General features: G+C 36.3%; 20 protein-coding genes. 18 read left to right on the top strand and 2 right to left on the bottom strand.

Translation table 11 applies throughout. The features are described 5' to 3' along the window. Positions 1–130 precede the first annotated feature (130 nt). The 18 genes from yqfD to SB773_RS05925 all read left to right on the top strand — a co-directional run bounded on the left by yqfD (position 131) and on the right by SB773_RS05925 (position 16142). Positions 131–1330, top strand: a complete 1200-nt coding sequence (gene yqfD / locus SB773_RS06010) for a sporulation protein YqfD (protein WP_002143171.1) — start codon at positions 131–133, stop codon at positions 1328–1330. 3 nt (positions 1331–1333) lie between these two features. Next, a complete protein-coding gene (locus tag SB773_RS06005) occupies positions 1334–2293 on the top strand; it encodes a PhoH family protein (RefSeq protein ID WP_002015189.1) in 960 nt (319 codons plus the stop codon). A 196-nt stretch (positions 2294–2489) separates the two neighbouring features. Further along, positions 2490–4634: an HD family phosphohydrolase gene (locus SB773_RS06000; RefSeq protein WP_016120818.1), complete on the top strand. Its 2145-nt coding sequence runs from the start codon at positions 2490–2492 to the stop codon at positions 4632–4634. Continuing rightward, positions 4631–5101, top strand: coding sequence for an rRNA maturation RNase YbeY (ybeY, locus tag SB773_RS05995; RefSeq protein ID WP_002165062.1), 471 nt, complete (start codon positions 4631–4633; stop codon positions 5099–5101). The genes SB773_RS06000 and ybeY overlap by 4 nt, the downstream gene beginning before the upstream one ends. Continuing rightward, the gene (locus SB773_RS05990; RefSeq protein ID WP_002143170.1) at positions 5098–5451 is read left to right on the top strand and encodes a diacylglycerol kinase family protein; all 354 of its coding nucleotides are present in this window, start codon (positions 5098–5100) and stop codon (positions 5449–5451) included. Before ybeY ends, SB773_RS05990 begins: the two co-directional genes overlap by 4 nt. 99 nt (positions 5452–5550) lie before the next feature. Then, positions 5551–5949, top strand: a complete 399-nt coding sequence (locus SB773_RS05985) for a cytidine deaminase (protein ID WP_002015184.1) — start codon at positions 5551–5553, stop codon at positions 5947–5949. Further along, entirely contained in the window at positions 5942–6847 is a 906-nt protein-coding gene (era, locus tag SB773_RS05980) for a GTPase Era (protein ID WP_002088672.1), read from the top strand. The genes SB773_RS05985 and era overlap by 8 nt, the downstream gene beginning before the upstream one ends. Positions 6848–7023: 176 nt before the next feature. Continuing rightward, a complete protein-coding gene (locus SB773_RS05975) occupies positions 7024–7167 on the top strand; it encodes a YqzL family protein (RefSeq protein WP_000883924.1) in 144 nt (47 codons plus the stop codon). 33 nt (positions 7168–7200) lie between these two features. Next, positions 7201–7947: a DNA repair protein RecO gene (gene recO, locus SB773_RS05970; protein ID WP_002088669.1), complete on the top strand. Its 747-nt coding sequence runs from the start codon at positions 7201–7203 to the stop codon at positions 7945–7947. A 106-nt stretch (positions 7948–8053) separates the two neighbouring features. Beyond that, on the top strand, positions 8054–8686 hold the full coding sequence (gene ccpN, locus SB773_RS05965) for a transcriptional regulator CcpN (RefSeq protein WP_002015181.1): 633 nt from the start codon (positions 8054–8056) through the stop codon (positions 8684–8686). 29 nt (positions 8687–8715) lie between these two features. After that, complete coding sequence (locus SB773_RS05960) at positions 8716–9528, top strand: pyruvate, water dikinase regulatory protein (protein WP_070144890.1); 813 nt, start codon at positions 8716–8718, stop codon at positions 9526–9528. Between the two features lie 437 nt (positions 9529–9965). Continuing rightward, positions 9966–10112 (top strand): PIN domain-containing protein, encoded by a 147-nt coding sequence (locus SB773_RS05955; protein ID WP_002034048.1) that lies wholly within the window; start codon positions 9966–9968, stop codon positions 10110–10112. A gap of 80 nt (positions 10113–10192) precedes the next feature. Then, the gene (locus tag SB773_RS05950) at positions 10193–10336 is read left to right on the top strand and encodes a hypothetical protein (protein ID WP_162836445.1); all 144 of its coding nucleotides are present in this window, start codon (positions 10193–10195) and stop codon (positions 10334–10336) included. 81 nt (positions 10337–10417) lie between these two features. Then, positions 10418–12220, top strand: coding sequence for a DNA primase (gene dnaG, locus SB773_RS05945; RefSeq protein WP_002067179.1), 1803 nt, complete (start codon positions 10418–10420; stop codon positions 12218–12220). Between the two features lie 59 nt (positions 12221–12279). Further along, positions 12280–13407: an RNA polymerase sigma factor RpoD gene (rpoD, locus tag SB773_RS05940; protein WP_000764062.1), complete on the top strand. Its 1128-nt coding sequence runs from the start codon at positions 12280–12282 to the stop codon at positions 13405–13407. Between the two features lie 385 nt (positions 13408–13792). Beyond that, on the top strand, positions 13793–14149 hold the full coding sequence (gene cccA, locus SB773_RS05935; protein ID WP_002111879.1) for a cytochrome c550: 357 nt from the start codon (positions 13793–13795) through the stop codon (positions 14147–14149). Between the two features lie 167 nt (positions 14150–14316). Beyond that, on the top strand, positions 14317–15024 hold the full coding sequence (locus SB773_RS05930) for a tRNA (adenine(22)-N(1))-methyltransferase (protein WP_410588976.1): 708 nt from the start codon (positions 14317–14319) through the stop codon (positions 15022–15024). Beyond that, positions 15021–16142, top strand: coding sequence for a Nif3-like dinuclear metal center hexameric protein (locus SB773_RS05925; RefSeq protein ID WP_060749595.1), 1122 nt, complete (start codon positions 15021–15023; stop codon positions 16140–16142). The genes SB773_RS05930 and SB773_RS05925 overlap by 4 nt, the downstream gene beginning before the upstream one ends. Before the next feature lie 40 nt (positions 16143–16182). Here the strand turns inward: SB773_RS05925 and SB773_RS05920 are convergent, their stop codons facing one another. Then, positions 16183–17133 (bottom strand): 4-hydroxy-3-methylbut-2-enyl diphosphate reductase, encoded by a 951-nt coding sequence (locus SB773_RS05920; RefSeq protein ID WP_002015175.1) that lies wholly within the window; start codon positions 17131–17133, stop codon positions 16183–16185. A gap of 89 nt (positions 17134–17222) precedes the next feature. After that, on the bottom strand, positions 17223–17936 hold the full coding sequence (vrrA, locus tag SB773_RS05915; RefSeq protein WP_002138368.1) for a VrrA/YqfQ family protein: 714 nt from the start codon (positions 17934–17936) through the stop codon (positions 17223–17225). Positions 17937–18072 lie beyond the last annotated feature (136 nt).

Below are 18072 nucleotides of genomic sequence, written 5' to 3'. Positions count from 1 at the left end.
AACTGGCTCGTGAAGGTTAATAATTAGTGAGGACCAAGGAATCTGCTAATTAAAATTTTAGTACGAGCTAGTTTGATAATCGAATTGAAAAGTAGTGTATCTACTTTTAGAAAGGTAGTGGAGATAGTCGATGAAAAATAAATGGTTTATAAAATGGCTTGGGTATGTAAAGGTGCGAATTGAAGGTAGAGGAGCGGAACGCTTTGTTAACGAGTGTGTGCGGAAGAAATTACTCGTTTGGGATGTAAAGAAGATAGCTGATGAAACGTTAGTTTTTTGTATGTTATTACGAGATGTGAAAAAGATAAAACCAATTTATAGAAAAAATGAATGTAAATTATATTTTATTGGACGTTACGGTTTTCCTTTTTGGAATAAGCGTGTAATTAAAAATAGTGGATTTTTAATTGGGTTTTTAATATTTTTTTTCGGAATGATCGCATTGTCAAATATGGTGTGGAAAATTGAAATTACAGGAGCAAAACCTGAAACAGAATATATATTGATGAAAGAATTGGACAAAATGGGTATAAAAAAAGGTAAATTACAATTCCAAATGCCGAGTGTAGAAGATGTTCAACGTCATTTGACAGACAATATTAATGCGATTACTTGGGCGGGATTAGAAATAAGAGGGACAACATATCATTTTAAGATTGTTGAAAAAAATGAGCCGAAAAAAGAAAGTGAACAACAGCCACAAAACTTAGTAGCAAAAAAAGAAGGGATTATTACAAAAACATTTGTGGAAGTTGGGAAGCCGGTTGTCATGAAAAATGACCATGTGGAAAAGGGGCAACTTCTCGTATCCGGGATGTATGGTAATGAGGAGAATCCGACAGTTGTTTCGGCTAAAGGGATTGTATATGGAGAAACGTGGTATAAATCTGAGGTGGATGTTCCGTTAAAGACACAATTTCAAGTGTATACTGGTAATTCATACAATGAACATTTCCTTAAATTTGGGAGTACTAAAATAAAAATATGGGGATTTCTACAGGATAAGTATAAGCGCTCTCGTACTGAAAGTGTAAAACATGATGTGAAATTATTTGGATTTACATTACCAATTGCATACGAGAAAGATATTGTACGAGAAGAGGAAGAAGCGAACCGAGAATATACCGAAAAACAAGCAATGAAAGTAGCGAAAGAAATGGCAGAAAAAGAACTGAAGAAAAAATTGGATGAACATGCTATGATTGTAAGTGATAACATTTTGAGTAAAGAGGTTGAGGCGGATCACCTAAAGGTCACATTACATTATACAGTGATTGAAAATATTGCAGAGCCACAACCAATATCTGAATCCGATATTCAAGGAGACTGAGTAATGGCAGAACAATTAGTAGAAATGAACCAACAATTGGAAAATCCCAACGAAGCAATCGCTCTTTTTGGGGTAAATGATGCTCATTTAAAAGTAATTGAACGAGAACTTAGTGTATCGATTGTGACTAGAGGAGAATCTGTTCGTGTATCTGGGGCAGATGAAACTGTGGTGCTCGTAGAAAAAATCTTACAACAGTTACTTGTTGTTATCCGTAAAGGTGTATCAATTTCGGAAAGAGATGTTGCGTATGCGATTCAGCTTGGGCAACAAGGGAAAATTGCTCAATTCGAAGAATTATATGAAGAGGAAATTTTTAAAACGGCAAAAGGTAAATCCATTCGTGTGAAAACGATGGGGCAAAGACGATATATTCATGCAATGAAAAAGAATGATATTGTATTTGGGATAGGACCTGCTGGGACAGGAAAAACATACTTAGCCGTAGTAATGGCTGTGAGAGCTTTAAAGCAAGGGTATGTAAAGAAAATTATTTTAACAAGACCTGCTGTAGAAGCTGGAGAGAGCTTAGGGTTTTTACCAGGTGATTTGAAAGAAAAAGTAGATCCGTATTTACGTCCACTATATGATGCGTTACATGATATTCTTGGACAAGAATATACACAACGTATGATGGAACGTGGTGTAATTGAAATTGCACCTCTTGCTTATATGAGAGGGCGTACTCTGGATGATTCATTTGTTATATTAGATGAGGCGCAAAATACAACTGGTGTTCAAATAAAAATGTTTTTAACACGATTAGGTTTTAGTTCTAAAATGGTTATTACGGGGGATCCCTCACAGGTAGACTTGCCAAAAGGGGTAAAGTCAGGTCTTTCTATTGCTGCTAATATTTTATCTGGTGTATCAGGTCTTTCGTTCATAACATTGGAACAAACGGACGTTGTGAGACACCCGTTAGTGCAACGTATTATTGAGGCATATGATAAAATGGAATGATCCTATTTGTCAGGGTCATTTCTTTTTGTATGATAAGGTTGGCGAGTGGCATATTTTTTACTATCATTAAAGACGAGGGAAATGAACTATAGGTGATAGTGGATAAAAACGTTGTCCAAAAAGTATCGTTGCCTAGAAGAAATGAAAGCTATAAATAGTTTCACTTTATTTCTGGAGAGGAGAAGGTATTGAAATCATGTCAAGATCTCAAGAAATTTCTAAGTGGTTTCGTAATTTACAACATTCGAAAAAACTAAGTTGGATTTCTTACGTTTTATTAGGAGCAGTGCTGTTTTTTGCACTTATGAATAATGTAAAACCAGAGCAATTAGATGTTACAACATATTCTATTGCGAAAAAAACAATCCATTCTCCTATTAAAATTGAAGATAAAGTTACAACGGACAAAAAGAAAAAAGAAGCCGCTACAAAAGTTGAAGATCAATATACATATAAAAGTGAGTATAAACAAAATAAAGTGGATATTGTGAATGACGTCTTTGCTAAAGTAGATGAAGTGATACAAGAGATTAAAGCGGTTGGACCGGATGAGCAAAAAAAGATTACTGATGCTGAAAAAGTGGACAAGTTGAAAAAAAAATTGCCTACTGATTTAACGAAAGAATTATCTGATTCAAACTTACTAAACTTAATTAATGCAGATTCGAACCAATTAGTATTAGCGAAAGATGCAACAGTTACAGCTATTAATAGTATCATGACTGAGCATGTTAAAATGGACGAATTGAAGGATGCGAAGGAACGATATGTAAGTGAGATGAATAGTGTTAATGTTGATAATGGTTTAAAGGAATCTATTAAGGCGTTAGGGAAATATGCGATTTCTGCAAACTATTTTTATGATCCGACCTTAACAAAAGAGAAGAGAAAAGCGGAAGAAGATTTAGTTCCACCTGTTTATATTCTTCAAGGGCAAGTCCTTGTTAGAGAAGGTGAAACGATTTCAAGTGATATGTACAATCAGTTGAAATTAGTTGGCCTGTTAGAAAAAGGGAACAGTTTTCAACCCTATGTTGGGTTAGCGGTACTCATTGGTGTGCTATTGTACTTTATGCATAAGCAGTTTGAAGTGTTTTTACAGCGGAAAAGAGAAGATAGGCCGTATGTCTTAGCGTATATTACAATTTTGTCTATCACGATTGTTTTAATGAAAATCATTAGTTTGTTTCAAAAACTTGAGTATGCAGGAATCGCGTATGTTGTTCCAGTTGCCATGGGAACAATACTTGTAAAATTAATGATTGGTGATCGATTTGTATTTTTAACGAGTATGATCTTTTCTGTATGCGGAAGTATTATGTTTAATGAAGGTGTAACGAGTACACTGAATTATAGTGTGGGGATTTATGTTTTATTAAGTTCATTATCAGTTAGTATTTTCTTGAGAGAAAAAAATCGTCGTACGATGATTTTACAAGCTGGTATACTCGTTTCTGTATTAAATGTAGTCGTATTAGCGGCTTTGCTATTATTACGTAACGGGAATTTTTCGCCTCTTGAAATTGGGGTGCAATTATTAATGGCTGCTGTTTCGGGTATTATCTCTTCTGTTCTAGCTATGGGGATTTTACCGTATTTAGAAAGTGGTCTTGGGATTGTATCGAGTATGAAATTGATGGAACTTTCAAGTCCGAATCACCCGCTCGTGCGCAAAATTTTATTAGAAGCACCAGGTACATATCACCATAGTGTAATGGTAGCTAATCTCTCAGAAGCTGCTTGTGAAGCAGTTGGAGCAAATGGAGTATTAGCGCGTGTAGGGGCGTATTATCATGATGTAGGGAAAACGGTACAACCACAGTTTTTTATTGAAAACCAAATGGGTATTGAAAACCCGCATGATAGATTAGACCCTGTAACGAGCAAAGATATTATAATTGCTCATGTAACCGATGGGGTGAGAATGTTAGAAGAACACCATATACCTCAAGAAATTATCGATATTGCTGGACAGCATCATGGTACAACGTTACTTAAATATTTTTATTATAATGCGATTAAAGAAGATAAAGAGAAATATACGGAGGAAATGTTCCGCTATCCAGGATCAAAAGCAACTTCTAAAGAGTCGGCGATCGTTGGTATTGCTGATAGTGTGGAGGCGGCGGTACGTTCGATGAACCATCCAACACCAGATCAGATTAATAATTTAGTGCAAAGTATTATTAAAGATCGCCTGCAAGATGGTCAATTTAGTGAATGTGATTTGACATTTAAGGAACTACAAATCGTTGGAAAAACGTTATGTGAAACGTTAAATGGTATTTTCCATTCCCGTATTACATATCCGGAACCGCCGGAAGAAAAGGAGAAAGAATGAGTTTATTAATTGATTTTATTGATGAAACAGAAGAAGTGAAAGAAGAATATATAAGTTTGATTCGAGGTTTAGTAGAGAAAGCAGCCCAAATGGAGAACATAGAAGAAGGCGCAGAATTATCGGTTACATTTGTAGATAATGAACGTATTCGTGAAATAAACCGTGATTACCGAGATAAGGATCAGCCTACGGACGTTATTTCTTTTGCTATGGAAGAAATGGGAGAAGGCGAAATGGAAATTGTCGGTGCAGAGATGCCGCGTATGTTAGGAGATCTTATTATTTCTATTCCAAGAGCAAAAGAACAAGCTGAAGAATATGGACATTCTTTTGATCGAGAACTTGGGTTTTTAGCACTACATGGCTTTTTGCATTTGCTTGGTTATGATCATATGACAGAAGAAGATGAGAAAGAAATGTTTGGAAGACAAAAAGAAATTTTAGAGGCCTTTGGATTAGGGCGATGAAAACAGGAAAACTTTTAGATAGTTTTGGATATGCTATAGCTGGTATATACTTTTGTCTTCGTCATGAACGAAATATGAAAATTCATTATTTAGCCGCAGTCATCGTTATATGCTGCGGCTTTTATTTCCATATTACAACAATGGAATGGATTGTCGTACTTATTGTGATAGGGATTGTAATGAGTTTAGAGATGGTGAATACGGCTATTGAAAAAACAGTAGACTTAGCAACCGTCGATATTCATCCGGTTGCAAAAATTGCAAAGGATGTTGCAGCAGGGGCAGTTTTATTATTTGCAATTATAGCTGCTGTAATTGGTGCTATTATCTTTTTACCGTATATGGTATAGTTGCATTCCGAAGCTTTTATTAAGCTTTGGGAGCGCCGTGAAGGCCTTTAATGAAAGAGTGTATCTGTTCACATCTATGAACGGAAAGGATGCGGGAATATGAATAGCAAACAATTAATTCAAGAAGCAACCGAAGCGCGTAAACGAGCGTACGTACCATATTCTAAATTTCAAGTAGGTGCAGCTTTACTAACTCAGGATGGAAAAATATATCGTGGATGTAATGTTGAAAATGCATCATATGGTTTATGTAACTGTGCAGAACGAACAGCTTTATTTAAGGCAATTTCTGAAGGGGATAACGAGTTTGTAGCTATTGCAGTCGTAGCGGATACAAAGCGTCCAGTACCTCCTTGTGGAGCATGTCGACAAGTTATGATAGAATTATGTAAACAGGATACGAAAGTATACCTATCAAACTTACATGGTGATGTTCAAGAGACAACAGTCGGAGAATTGTTACCAGGAGCATTTTTAGCGGAGGATTTACATGAATAGAAAAGGTTATAAATCAGGTTTTGTCTCTATCATTGGCAGACCGAATGTTGGGAAATCTACATTTTTAAATCGTATTATTGGCCAAAAAATTGCCATTATGAGCGATAAGCCACAAACAACTCGTAATAAAATTCAAGGTGTATATACAGAAAATGATTCACAAGTAGTTTTCATTGATACACCAGGAATACATAAACCTAAACATAAACTAGGCGATTTCATGGTGAAGATGGCTCAAACGACATTAAAAGAAGTTGATATTGTTTTGTTTATGGTCAATGCAACTGAAGGATATGGTCGTGGTGAGGAATTTATTATTGAGAAATTACAAGAAACGAAACAACCGGTATTTTTGGTAATTAATAAAATTGACCAACTTCATCCAGAGCAATTGCTGGAGTTGATTGATCAATATCGTAAATTATATGAGTTCGCGGAGATTGTGCCAATTTCTGCATTGGACGGTAATAACGTTGAAGCGTTAATCGGAGCAATTAAAAAGTATTTACCAGAAGGACCGCAATATTACCCGGATAATCAAGTAACGGATCATCCAGAGCGATTTATTATTTCAGAGCTTATTCGTGAAAAAGTATTACATTTAACACGTGAAGAAGTACCGCATTCTGTAGCGGTTGTTATTGATGCAATTCAAAAGCGTGAGGGCGGAGCGGTTTATATAAACGCAACGATTGTTGTTGAACGTGCATCACAAAAAGGAATTATTATAGGTAAGCAAGGGAAGATGTTAAAAGAAGTCGGTAAGAGAGCTCGTTTTGACATTGAAGCACTTCTTGGTTCTAAAGTATTTTTAGAAGTATGGGTGAAAGTGCAAAAAGATTGGCGCAATAAGATGTCACAGCTTCGTGACCTTGGTTTCCGTGAAGACGAGTATTAATATGAAGTAAAGTTGTGATCAGTGGATGTTTTGTTCATCCACTGATTATTGGTTTTTATGAACCTTGATAAATTAGGAAAAATTTTTCTCACATGAAAATGAACAAAATGGGTCAACTTAATAACAACAAAAGAAATTGGTTTATAGGCTACGCTTATTGAGAAAGGTGGATTCTTATGCTAGATTTTACCTGGAAGTTTTTCTCCAAAACAGGAAGCATTGAAACGTATTTGCTTTTGAAAGAAATGGAAAAAGACGTAAACGATGAGATGGATCAACATGAAGAGGAGTTAGCGCATCTAGACTCTCCAATTTCTTGACCCGTTTTGTTCAAACCTTGGATGGTGACGAACATGTTTCAAAAAGTTGAGGGCATTGTTATCCGTACGACAGATTACGGAGAAACAAATAAGATTGTTACAATATACTCACGGGAATTTGGTAAGGTAAGTGCAATGGCAAGAGGGGCGAAAAAGCCGAAGAGTCGGTTAGCAGCTATTTCGCAACTTATGACACATGGTCATTTTCTTATTCAAATGGGATCTGGACTTGGAACTTTGCAACAAGGCGAGATTATTTCATCTATGAAAGAAATTCGCGAGGATATATTTTTAACTGCTTATGCATCATTTATTATCGAATTAACCGATAAAGCAACAGAAGATAAGAAGCATAATCCGTATTTATTTGAAATGTTATATCAAACGTTGCATTATATGTGTGAGGGTGTTGACCCAGAAGTATTATCATTAATTTATCAAACGAAAATGCTTCCGGTATTAGGGATGCACCCGTACTTTGATACATGTGCTATTTGTCATCAAGAAACAGATTTTGTCGCCTTCTCTGTCAGGGAAGGCGGTTTTCTGTGCTCGCGTCATGCGGAACAAGATCCGTATCGTATTCCGGTGGGAGAGGCTGTTCATAAATTATTACGTCTCTTTTTTCACTTTGATTTACACCGACTCGGTAATGTATCGGTGAAGGATAGTACAAAAAAACAAATGCGCACAGTATTGAATACATATTATGACGAATATTGTGGAATTTATTTGAAAACAAGGCGTTTCTTGGAACAACTTGATAAGTTTCAAATATAAAAAGGGCCGTATACGGTCCTTTTTACATACTTTCTTTTTCGAATAGCATATTTAGTATATAATATTTAAGAGATAGTATAACTTTTTTCGTTGTGCATTAAAGGTGGTGATTATCATAGAGCTGAATAAACGGCAAGAGCATATCATTCAGATTGTAAAAGATCACGGTCCTATTACAGGGGAGTCAATTGCTGGGCAATTGGGTTTAACACGTGCAACGCTAAGACCAGACTTAGCAATTTTAACGATGGCTGGTTATTTAGAAGCGCGTCCACGTGTAGGTTATTTTTATACGGGTAAAACCGGGGGACAGCTATTATCTGAAGCTGTTAAGAAAATTAAAGTGCAAGATTATCAATCTAGACCGGCTGTAATTGATAAAAATGTATCAGTATACGATGCAATCTGTACTATGTTTCTAGAGGACGTTGGTACATTATTTGTTGTAGATCAAGCTACTTTATTAGTTGGCGTTGTATCTCGTAAAGATTTATTACGAGCTAGCTTAGGAAAGCAGGATTTAACCTCTCTTCCGGTTAATATTATCATGACAAGGATGCCAAACATTGCGATGTGTCGCAGGGAGGATTCTTTATATGATATTGCGATGGAATTAATAGAAAGACAGATTGATGCGATGCCGGTTGTGAAGGATACGAAACAAGGTTTAGAAGTGATTGGACGAATTACAAAAACAAATATTACACGTGCGTTTGTAAATTTAGTAAATAACGAATAAGTGTAATTTGTTTAAAGTGAGGTAATGTAATGGATAATAAAATCGTATATGTCGTATCTGACTCTGTAGGAGAAACGGCTGATTTGGTTGTTAGAGCGGCAATGGGACAGTTCCCATTCGCTCCTGATATTAGGCGTGTACCGTATGTAGAAGATACAGGGACATTAAAAGAAGTAATCTCGATTGCCAAGAGCAATCAAGCGCTTATTTGTTTTACGTTAGTAAAGCCTGATATGCGTCAATATTTATTGACAGAAGCGGCAAAAGAAGGAGTAGAGGCATACGATATTATCGGACCTCTTATCGATCAAATTGAAGGAATTACAGGGCAAGTACCAAGGTATGAGCCAGGTGTCGTTCGAAGATTAGATGAAGAGTACTTTAAAAAAATTGAAGCGATTGAATTTGCAGTTAAGTATGATGATGGTAGAGATGCACGTGGTATTTTAAAAGCTGATATCGTGTTGATTGGAATTTCACGTACATCAAAAACACCACTTTCACAATATTTAGCGCATAACAAACGTTTGAAAGTTGCTAATGTACCACTTGTACCGGAAGTGGATCCGCCTGAGGAATTATATCAAGTGGCAAAAGAGAAATGTTTCGGTTTGAAAATTATACCAGATAAGTTAAATCATATTCGAAAAGAACGATTGAAATCACTTGGATTAAGTGATGGAGCAACATATGCAAATATTAATCGTATTCAAGAAGAAATTGATCATTTTGAGGAAGTAATTAGTAAAATAAATTGTCAAGTGATTGATGTATCAAATAAGGCAATTGAAGAAACAGCAAATATTATTGTGAATGCAGTGCAAAACCAAAAAATGTTTTAGCACATTTACCAAAGGTGAATGTGCTTTTTTCGCTCGTGAGAAGGCGTTAGAGGAAGATGCGAAGTAGAGCATGAACTTTCGGCTTAGTAATAGAATATAGCGGAATGGTTATACTTATATTCTTCTGTTTTTTAATTATGCTAAAGGAACGATTTCGTTATCTTTAAGTGTAAGATGAAAATTAAAGGGATATGTAGCGTAGTTGAAGAAAATATATTATAATAAAAAATTGTGATAAAAACCTATATTTTACGTTTAGACTTTAATTTTTCAGAATAAACTAGGGATAGGATTTTCGAAAAAGACATGTATTTACGTTAAATCGACAAAATCTAGACAAGAAAACGCACATTATGGAAGGATTCACAGAAGGGATGTAGAATACAGACATATGCAAAACATCAGATAAGATATTATTTGATGCAGATGCGTATCCCGTGAAGAATGCAATTGTGCAAGTTGGAACAAAATTTTATGTCGAAATTTTGTTTGTCGTATCCTATGCTCATCGTTCAAGAAAACAGCAAGGTAATTGGGTCTATGTAGATTCTGAGCAAGATGAAGTTGACTGTTATATTTATTAACATGCAAAAGCTACAGATCTCATGATCATACAGGCTATAGTGCTTCTTGCTAGTCTTCTTGTGAAAAAGGAGTATATGTATTGTCTCCAGGAGATACATTTGTAACAGATGAGCAAATGTATACAATTTTATATAGTAGTATGTATCTGCGAATTTACGCAGACTGGGGACTTATACGAAAGGTCCAAAATCGTTTACACAATGTGATCGACAGTACTTTCTAACAAATTTAGAAAAATATTGTCGAATTATAAAGGAATCTTTTAATTTATATCGAATACAAAATACGACACGGAGATGGAGTTATGGGGAACAGAATTCCTGAAGAAGTTGTTGAACAGATTCGGACATCATCCGATATTGTAGAAGTGATTGGTGAGTATGTTCAACTTAGAAAGCAGGGGCGTAACTATTTCGGCCTTTGTCCATTTCATGGTGAGAATTCTCCTTCATTCTCTGTTTCATCTGATAAGCAAATTTTTCATTGTTTCGGATGTGGAGAAGGTGGAAATGTATTTTCTTTTCTTATGAAAATGGAGGGACTTGCTTTCACAGAGGCTGTTCAAAAGCTTGGCGAAAGAAATGGAATTGCAGTTGCAGAATATACATCAGGGCAAGGACAACAACAACAAGAAGACATATCTGATGACACTGTCATCATGCAACAGGCTCATGAACTTTTGAAAAAGTATTATCATCATTTATTAGTAAATACAGAAGAAGGAAATGAAGCACTTTCATATTTATTAAAACGTGGTATTACAAAAGAGATGATTGAGAAATTTGAAATTGGTTATGCATCACAAGCTTGGGATGCAGCAACGAAAATTTTACAAAAAAGAGGTTTGTCGCTATCTAGTATGGAACAGGCTGGCCTTCTTGTAAGAAGTGAGAAGGATGGCAGTCATTATGACCGCTTCCGCGGAAGAGTTATGTTTCCGATTTATACTTTACAAGGTAAGGTGATAGCGTTTAGTGGAAGGGCATTAGGAGATGACACTCCGAAATATTTGAATAGTCCTGAAACACCGATTTTTTACAAAAGTAAGCTGTTGTATAATTTCCACCAAGCAAGGCCGTTTATTAGAAAACGTGGGCAGGTTGTCCTTTTTGAAGGTTATGCCGATGTACTAGCCGCGGTGAAAAGTGGTGTGGAAGAAGCTGTTGCGACAATGGGAACAGCTTTAACTGAAGAACAAGCGAAACTTCTGCGACGTAACGTTGAAACTGTTGTTCTTTGCTATGATGGTGATAAAGCAGGGCGAGAAGCGACGATGAAAGCAGGGCAATTACTATTGCAAGTTGGTTGCCAAGTGAAAGTTACATCCTTGCCAGATAAGCTTGACCCTGATGAATATGTGCAACAATATGGGACAACCGCTTTTGAAAATCTTGTGAAATCAAGTATAAGTTTTGTTGGTTTCAAAATAAATCATTTGCGTTTAGGGAAAAATTTGCAAGATGAGTCTGGCAAAGAAGAATATGTAAAAAGTGTTTTAAAAGAGTTATCATTGCTACAGGATGCGATGCAGGCGGAATCATATTTAAAATCATTATCGCAAGAATTTTCGTATTCAATGGAAACACTTTTGAATCAATTGCACCAATATCGCAAAGAACAAAAGGTACAGCAAAAACAAATAAAGCAGGTTTCTAAGCCATCTCAAATTGTTCAAACGAAACCGAAATTAACAGGTTTTGAAAGGGCAGAAAGAGAAATTATTTACCATATGTTGCAAAGTGCAGAAGTGACAGTGCGTATGGAACCTCATATAGAAGATTTTTATACAGAAGAACATAAAGGGATTTTATATGAACTATACGCATATTATGAAAAGGGGAATGAACCTTCAGTCGGAACATTTTTAAGTTGGCTCTCTGATGAAAAGTTGAAAAATATTATTACTGATATTTCGACGGATGAATTTATTAATCCAGAGTACACAGAAGAAGCGTTACAAGGTCATTTGGAGGCGCTAAGACGCCATAAAGAAAAACTTGAAAAGATGGAAATTATCTTTAAAGTAAAACAAATGGAAAAAACAGATCCTGTAGAGGCTGCTAAATATTATGTGGCATATTTACAAAGTCAAAAAGCAAGAAAATAGCTTTTTCGATAAAGTTTTAGTATAATGAATGTTTGTATCTCGCGTAAGGAGGGGAACAGATGGCTGATAAACCAGCTCGTTCTAAACAAATTGAAACTGAAATGACCCTTGAGCAAGTGAAAGAACAACTCACTGAGCTCGGAAAAAAACGTGGCGTTCTTACATATGAAGAGATTGCAGAACGCATGAATGGATTTGAAATTGAATCCGATCAAATGGATGAATACTATGAATATTTAGGTGAACAAGGGATTGACTTAGTTGGTGACAATGACAACGACGAAGGTCCTAATAATCGTCAAATTACAAAAACGGAAGAAGAATTTGACCTTAATGATTTAAGTGTGCCGCCAGGTGTGAAAATCAATGACCCTGTTCGTATGTACTTAAAAGAAATTGGTCGTGTAGACTTACTATCTGCTGAAGAAGAAATTCGACTTGCGACACGTATTGAAGAAGGCGATGAAGAAGCAAAACGCCGTCTTGCGGAAGCAAACTTACGTCTTGTAGTAAGTATTGCAAAGCGCTACGTGGGCCGTGGTATGCTTTTCTTAGACTTAATCCAAGAAGGAAATATGGGTCTAATTAAGGCAGTTGAAAAGTTCGACTACCGTAAAGGTTTTAAATTTAGTACGTATGCAACTTGGTGGATTCGCCAAGCTATTACACGTGCGATTGCAGACCAAGCGCGAACAATTCGTATTCCAGTTCATATGGTTGAAACAATTAATAAGTTAATCCGTGTACAACGTCAATTATTACAAGATTTAGGACGCGAACCATCTCCTGAAGAGATTGGTGAAGAAATGGATCTTGCTCCAGAAAAAGTACGCGAAATCTTAAAGATTGCACAGGAGCCAGTTTCTCTTGAAACACCAATTGGTGAAGAAGACGACTCCCATTTAGGTGACTTTATCGAAGACCAAGAAGCAACATCGCCTGCGGACCATGCAGCGTATGAATTGCTAAAAGAACAATTAGAAGATGTGTTAGATACACTAACAGATCGTGAAGAAAATGTTCTGCGTCTTCGTTTTGGTTTAGATGATGGACGAACTCGTACGCTTGAAGAAGTTGGGAAAGTATTCGGCGTAACGAGAGAACGTATTCGTCAAATTGAAGCGAAAGCACTTCGCAAATTAAGACATCCAAGCCGTAGTAAGCGTCTTAAGGATTTCTTAGAATAGGCTACCTTTAAGTTTACTTCACTTTTGTGAAGTAAACTTTTTTATTTTGTTAATTTTTGTTAAAGTTTAGCTATCGGCAACGATTACAATTTCTTGTAATTTATTTTACAGAATTGTCTTTTGATTTGCAAATGCTCATTTTTCGATTTTTCGATTTATTTTGTTTATTATATACAAAATAATATGTAGAAAAGTAAAAAATATGATGAGAAACGTTAGTAATTATCGAAATAATATGCGATATAATAGTGAAAATCAATAAAATGAATTTACGGAATATTTTTAACAAGTAGTAGTTTGCTCTTTTCTGATAGGGCGTTTTCAAGTACAATATAAATGACTGAATCATCTAACTATTTAGTGGTATAGAGGGGGGAGAAGAGATATGAAACGTAATCCGTTGATTCCGTTCGCTCTTATTGCAGCATTAGGTATTATCGTTATGTTTGTATTTTCATTTCAGGGGCTAAATAAATCTAAAGAGTTAGCTGATGCAAAAAATGGTGGGAAACCAGCGCAAACAGCATCAAAGCCAGAGGATATTGTAAAGCAAAGCTGTACGAGCTGTCACGGTGATCAGTTACAAGGGGCAGTGGGACCTAATTTACAAAAAATTGGTGGGAAACTTTCGAAAGATGAAATTAAAGAAGTTCTTTCAAAAGGAAAAGGAAATATGCCACCAAATATAGTTCCAGCTGATCAAGCGGCAAAAGTAGCTGATTGGTTATCGAAGAAAAAATAAAGTTTCATATTACAAGCCTTTTGCTTTTGTGCAAAAGGCTTGTTTTTCTATACTTTCTAAAATACGATTAGTAATAGAGAATTGAAGTGTTGTTATGGACTTGCAACAACTACTATAAATTCATTATCATGGAGACAGACTGAGAAGAGAAGGAGTAATGGAAATACATGAATGAAGTAAAGCTTTCGAAACGATTAGAAGAAGTTGTGAGGGAGATTCCGGTAGGCTCTACAGTAGCTGATATTGGATCGGATCATGCGTATTTACCGTGTTATACAATTATAAATAATATTGCTACAAAAGCAGTTGCAGGAGAGGTTGTAGATGGACCGTTTCGCTCTGCACAAGCAACTGTAGCTGAAAGTGGCTTACAAGATAAAGTAGACGTTCGTAAAGGGAATGGATTAGCTGTTATAGTGCCAGGAGAAGTAGATGTTATTACGATTGCTGGTATGGGTGGAGCGTTAATTCGTGACATTTTAGAAAGTGGTAAAGAAAAATTAGAAGGTGTAACACGTTTAATCTTACAGCCGAATATTGCAGCACACCATATTCGTGAATGGTTTATTGAAAATGGATGGGAGCTTATCGGTGAGAAAATTGTAATAGAAGACGGAAAGATTTACGAGATTTTAGTCGGAGAGCGAGGAGATACAGCGGTACCTTACTCTGAAAATAAACAAGCTGAACTGTTTATGGGTCCATTTTTAATAAAAGAAAAAGGTGAAGCTTTTATTGAAAAGTGGGAAGGGGAATTGAAAAACTTCCAAAATATTTTAAAACAGTTAGAACGTGCAGCAGAGTCTGAAGAGACAAAAGCGAAGCGTGCAGAAGTAGAAGCGAAAATGAAAATGATAGGAGAGGTTTTATCATGAGTAAAATTCCGAATGGTCATGAAATTATTTCTTTGTTTGAAGGTATGTATCCGAAGCATTTAGCGATGGAAGGGGATAAGATTGGCTTACAGATTGGAGCGCTTAATAAACCTGTCCAGCACGTATTAATCGCGTTAGATGTAACTGAGGAAGTTGTGGACGAGGCGATCCAATTAGGAGCGAATATCATTATAGCGCACCATCCTTTAATCTTTAATCCATTAAAAGCGATTCATACAGATAAGGCGTACGGAAGAATTATTGAAACGTGTATTAAAAATGATATTGCGGTTTATGCGGCGCATACAAATGTAGATATTGCTAAGGGTGGGGTAAATGATTTACTTGCCGATGCGTTAGGGTTACAAAATACAGAAGTATTAGCTCCTACATATGCAGAAGAAATGAAAAAAATTGTTGTATTTGTTCCAGTAACCCATGCAGAAGAAGTGCGCAAAGCTCTTGGAGATGCGGATGCAGGTCATATCGGTAATTATAGCCACTGTACGTTCGGTAGCGAAGGGGTAGGTACGTTTATCCCTCGAGAAGGGACAAATCCTTATATCGGGGAAACTGGGCAGTTAGAACGTGTGGAAGAGATACGTGTCGAAACGATTATTCCAGCTTCATTACAAAGAAAAGTTATTAAAGCGATGTTGGCAGCCCATCCATATGAAGAAGTGGCATATGATGTATATCCGCTTGATAATAAAGGTGAAACATTAGGTCTTGGTAAAATAGGGTATTTACAAGAAGAAATGACGCTTGAGCAGTTTGCTTTACATGTGAAACAATCATTACATGTAAAGGGTGCAAGAGTTGTTGGAAAGTTAGATGATAAGGTGCGTAAAGTAGCTGTACTTGGTGGTGACGGTAATAAATATATAAACCAAGCGAAATTTAAAGGAGCAGATGTATATGTAACAGGTGATATGTATTATCATGTTGCTCACGATGCGATGATGATTGGTTTAAATATAGTCGATCCAGGACATAACGTTGAAAAAGTAATGAAGCAAGGTGTACAAAAACAATTGCAAGAAAAAGTAGATGTGAAGAAATTCAATGTACACATTCACGCTTCGCAGTTACATACAGATCCATTCACATTTGTATAAGAAAAATAAAAACCGTTGCTCATGTAGGCAACGGTTTTTATTATTGTTCTTTTTTCACTTTTACACGAGGTAGTATCTTTTGAAGTGGTACTTTTCGAATTCTGTCCCATGTAGCTGGATTCATTGGGTCATATTGATCTAAGAAAGCAATAACTTCTTTTGTAATTGGCGTTGGAGTAGAAGCACCTGCTGTAACAGCTACGTTTTCTACACCTTGTAGCCATTCTAATTGGATTTCACTTACGTCTGCAACGCGGTATGCTGTCGTACCAGCGATTTCTTGTGATACTTGTGCTAAACGGTTTGAGTTGTTACTTTTCGGATCACCGACAACAATTGTTAAATCTGCAACATCAGCTTGTTTAGCGACAGCTTCTTGGCGAACTTGAGTTGCTAAACAAATTTCCTTGTGGAATTCTGCTGTTGGGAATTTTTTCTGGATGTCCTCCATTAAATGTTGAACATCCCATTGACTCATTGTTGTTTGATTCGTAACTAAAATTTTATCCGTTGGAATTTCTAGTGTTTTTAAATCATCAGCTTTTTCGATAAGATGAACGATATCAGGTGCGATACCAACTGCGCCTTCTGGTTCTGGATGATTTTTTTTGCCGATATAAATGACATGGTATCCTTCAGCTTTCTTTGCTTCGATAAGGTCATGTGTTTTTGTAACATCTGGACAAGTTGCATCAATTGTCGTTAAACCTTTTTCTTTTGCACGTTGTTTAACTTCTGGAGAAACACCGTGTGCAGTGAAAATAACAGTACCAGAATCGATTTTATCTAAAATTTCTAATCGACTTGGACCGTCTAATGTAATGATGCCATCCTCTTCGAAAGCATCTGTGACATGCTTATTGTGAACAATCATACCTAAAATATAAATGGGTCTCGGTAATGATTTATCTAATGCGGCGTTACGTGCAATAACCATTGCGTCAACAACACCGTAGCAATAACCACGAGGGGAAATTTTAACAATCTTCATGTGAGTAATCCTCTCCTTCTAAACAAGGGATACTTTTGTGCATAGTCCATTACATTATAAAGGAGGAGTGGATAGAAAACAAAGGATTGTTACACATATAGTTTTGGCTTTGTTGCTGATTGTTGAACGGGTTCTTTCGGAACCTCTTTTTCTATTACCGGTTCAAGCACTATTTTTTTTCGTTTCCTTTTTGGAGGTGGAGGAGGTGGAGTTGCTACCTCAACCTGTTCTGTTGCATCTTCAGTTTGATTTTCTTCCGTACTTTTTCCAGAGGTGAGGATTTTAACAATGCTTGGTAGACTACGCATAATGGGACCGTACTGTTCGACAACAGGACCGACAGATTGCACGACTTGAGATACTTTTTCGATATTATTTATCATATTAGTTGGGTTCGAAATTAAATTTGAAAAAAAACTACCGATGCCGCTGCTAGATGCCGCTGCAGTTGTAGCTGACGCAGCACCACGTGTATCATTTGATTCATACATTTGAGGTGGTATCATCTGCTCTGGATATTGCTGCATGTATGGTTGATATTGTTGTGTATATTGTTGTTGGTATGGCTGTTGCTGTTGATATTGGGGCGGCGGTTGTTGGTGCATCATCGGTGGCCCTTCCATTTGTCGATAAGGAGGGACCATTTGCATGAAAGGTTCGGTTGGATCGTGTTTTTTAAAGAGTTTAGCAAGGAAACCTTTCTTTTTTTGAGCCATCGGTGGTAGTTGTGGAATCGGATATGGTGTGTAAGATTGTTGTCCTCGATTCGGATACATTTGTCTTATAGGGGATTTCGGAAACATGTGGGAAATCCTCCTTTCTTCAGTTAGGTATATACACATACAATATGCAATGGAAGGAAAGAAGGTTAGTTTTTGAGATAAAAACCTAAACTAAAGATGGATTTTACTTGTAGATTTCGATATAATGTAGACTTGA

Origin of the sequence: Bacillus sp. SIMBA_074 (assembly GCF_046534555.1) — a bacterium.
Classification (GTDB): Bacteria; Bacillota; Bacilli; order Bacillales; family Bacillaceae_G; genus Bacillus_A; species Bacillus_A mycoides.
Note: the sequence above shows the minus strand (reverse complement) of the source record. Positions and strands in the feature narration are given on the sequence as shown.

Bases quoted from the DNA above. Each gene is read 5' to 3' on its own strand.
- yqfD (WP_002143171.1), top strand. From the start codon at position 131: ATGAAAAATAAATGGTTTATAAAATGGCTTGGGTATGTAAAGGTGCGA.
- SB773_RS06005 (WP_002015189.1), top strand. From the start codon at position 1,334: ATGGCAGAACAATTAGTAGAAATGAACCAACAATTGGAAAATCCCAAC.
- SB773_RS06000 (WP_016120818.1), top strand. From the start codon at position 2,490: ATGTCAAGATCTCAAGAAATTTCTAAGTGGTTTCGTAATTTACAACAT.
- ybeY (WP_002165062.1), top strand. From the start codon at position 4,631: ATGAGTTTATTAATTGATTTTATTGATGAAACAGAAGAAGTGAAAGAA.
- SB773_RS05990 (WP_002143170.1), top strand. From the start codon at position 5,098: ATGAAAACAGGAAAACTTTTAGATAGTTTTGGATATGCTATAGCTGGT.
- SB773_RS05985 (WP_002015184.1), top strand. From the start codon at position 5,551: ATGAATAGCAAACAATTAATTCAAGAAGCAACCGAAGCGCGTAAACGA.
- era (WP_002088672.1), top strand. From the start codon at position 5,942: ATGAATAGAAAAGGTTATAAATCAGGTTTTGTCTCTATCATTGGCAGA.
- SB773_RS05975 (WP_000883924.1), top strand. From the start codon at position 7,024: ATGCTAGATTTTACCTGGAAGTTTTTCTCCAAAACAGGAAGCATTGAA.
- recO (WP_002088669.1), top strand. From the start codon at position 7,201: ATGTTTCAAAAAGTTGAGGGCATTGTTATCCGTACGACAGATTACGGA.
- SB773_RS05960 (WP_070144890.1), top strand. From the start codon at position 8,716: ATGGATAATAAAATCGTATATGTCGTATCTGACTCTGTAGGAGAAACG.
- dnaG (WP_002067179.1), top strand. From the start codon at position 10,418: ATGGGGAACAGAATTCCTGAAGAAGTTGTTGAACAGATTCGGACATCA.
- rpoD (WP_000764062.1), top strand. From the start codon at position 12,280: ATGGCTGATAAACCAGCTCGTTCTAAACAAATTGAAACTGAAATGACC.
- cccA (WP_002111879.1), top strand. From the start codon at position 13,793: ATGAAACGTAATCCGTTGATTCCGTTCGCTCTTATTGCAGCATTAGGT.
- SB773_RS05930 (WP_410588976.1), top strand. From the start codon at position 14,317: ATGAATGAAGTAAAGCTTTCGAAACGATTAGAAGAAGTTGTGAGGGAG.
- SB773_RS05925 (WP_060749595.1), top strand. From the start codon at position 15,021: ATGAGTAAAATTCCGAATGGTCATGAAATTATTTCTTTGTTTGAAGGT.
- SB773_RS05920 (WP_002015175.1), bottom strand. From the start codon at position 17,133: ATGAAGATTGTTAAAATTTCCCCTCGTGGTTATTGCTACGGTGTTGTT.
- vrrA (WP_002138368.1), bottom strand. From the start codon at position 17,936: ATGTTTCCGAAATCCCCTATAAGACAAATGTATCCGAATCGAGGACAA.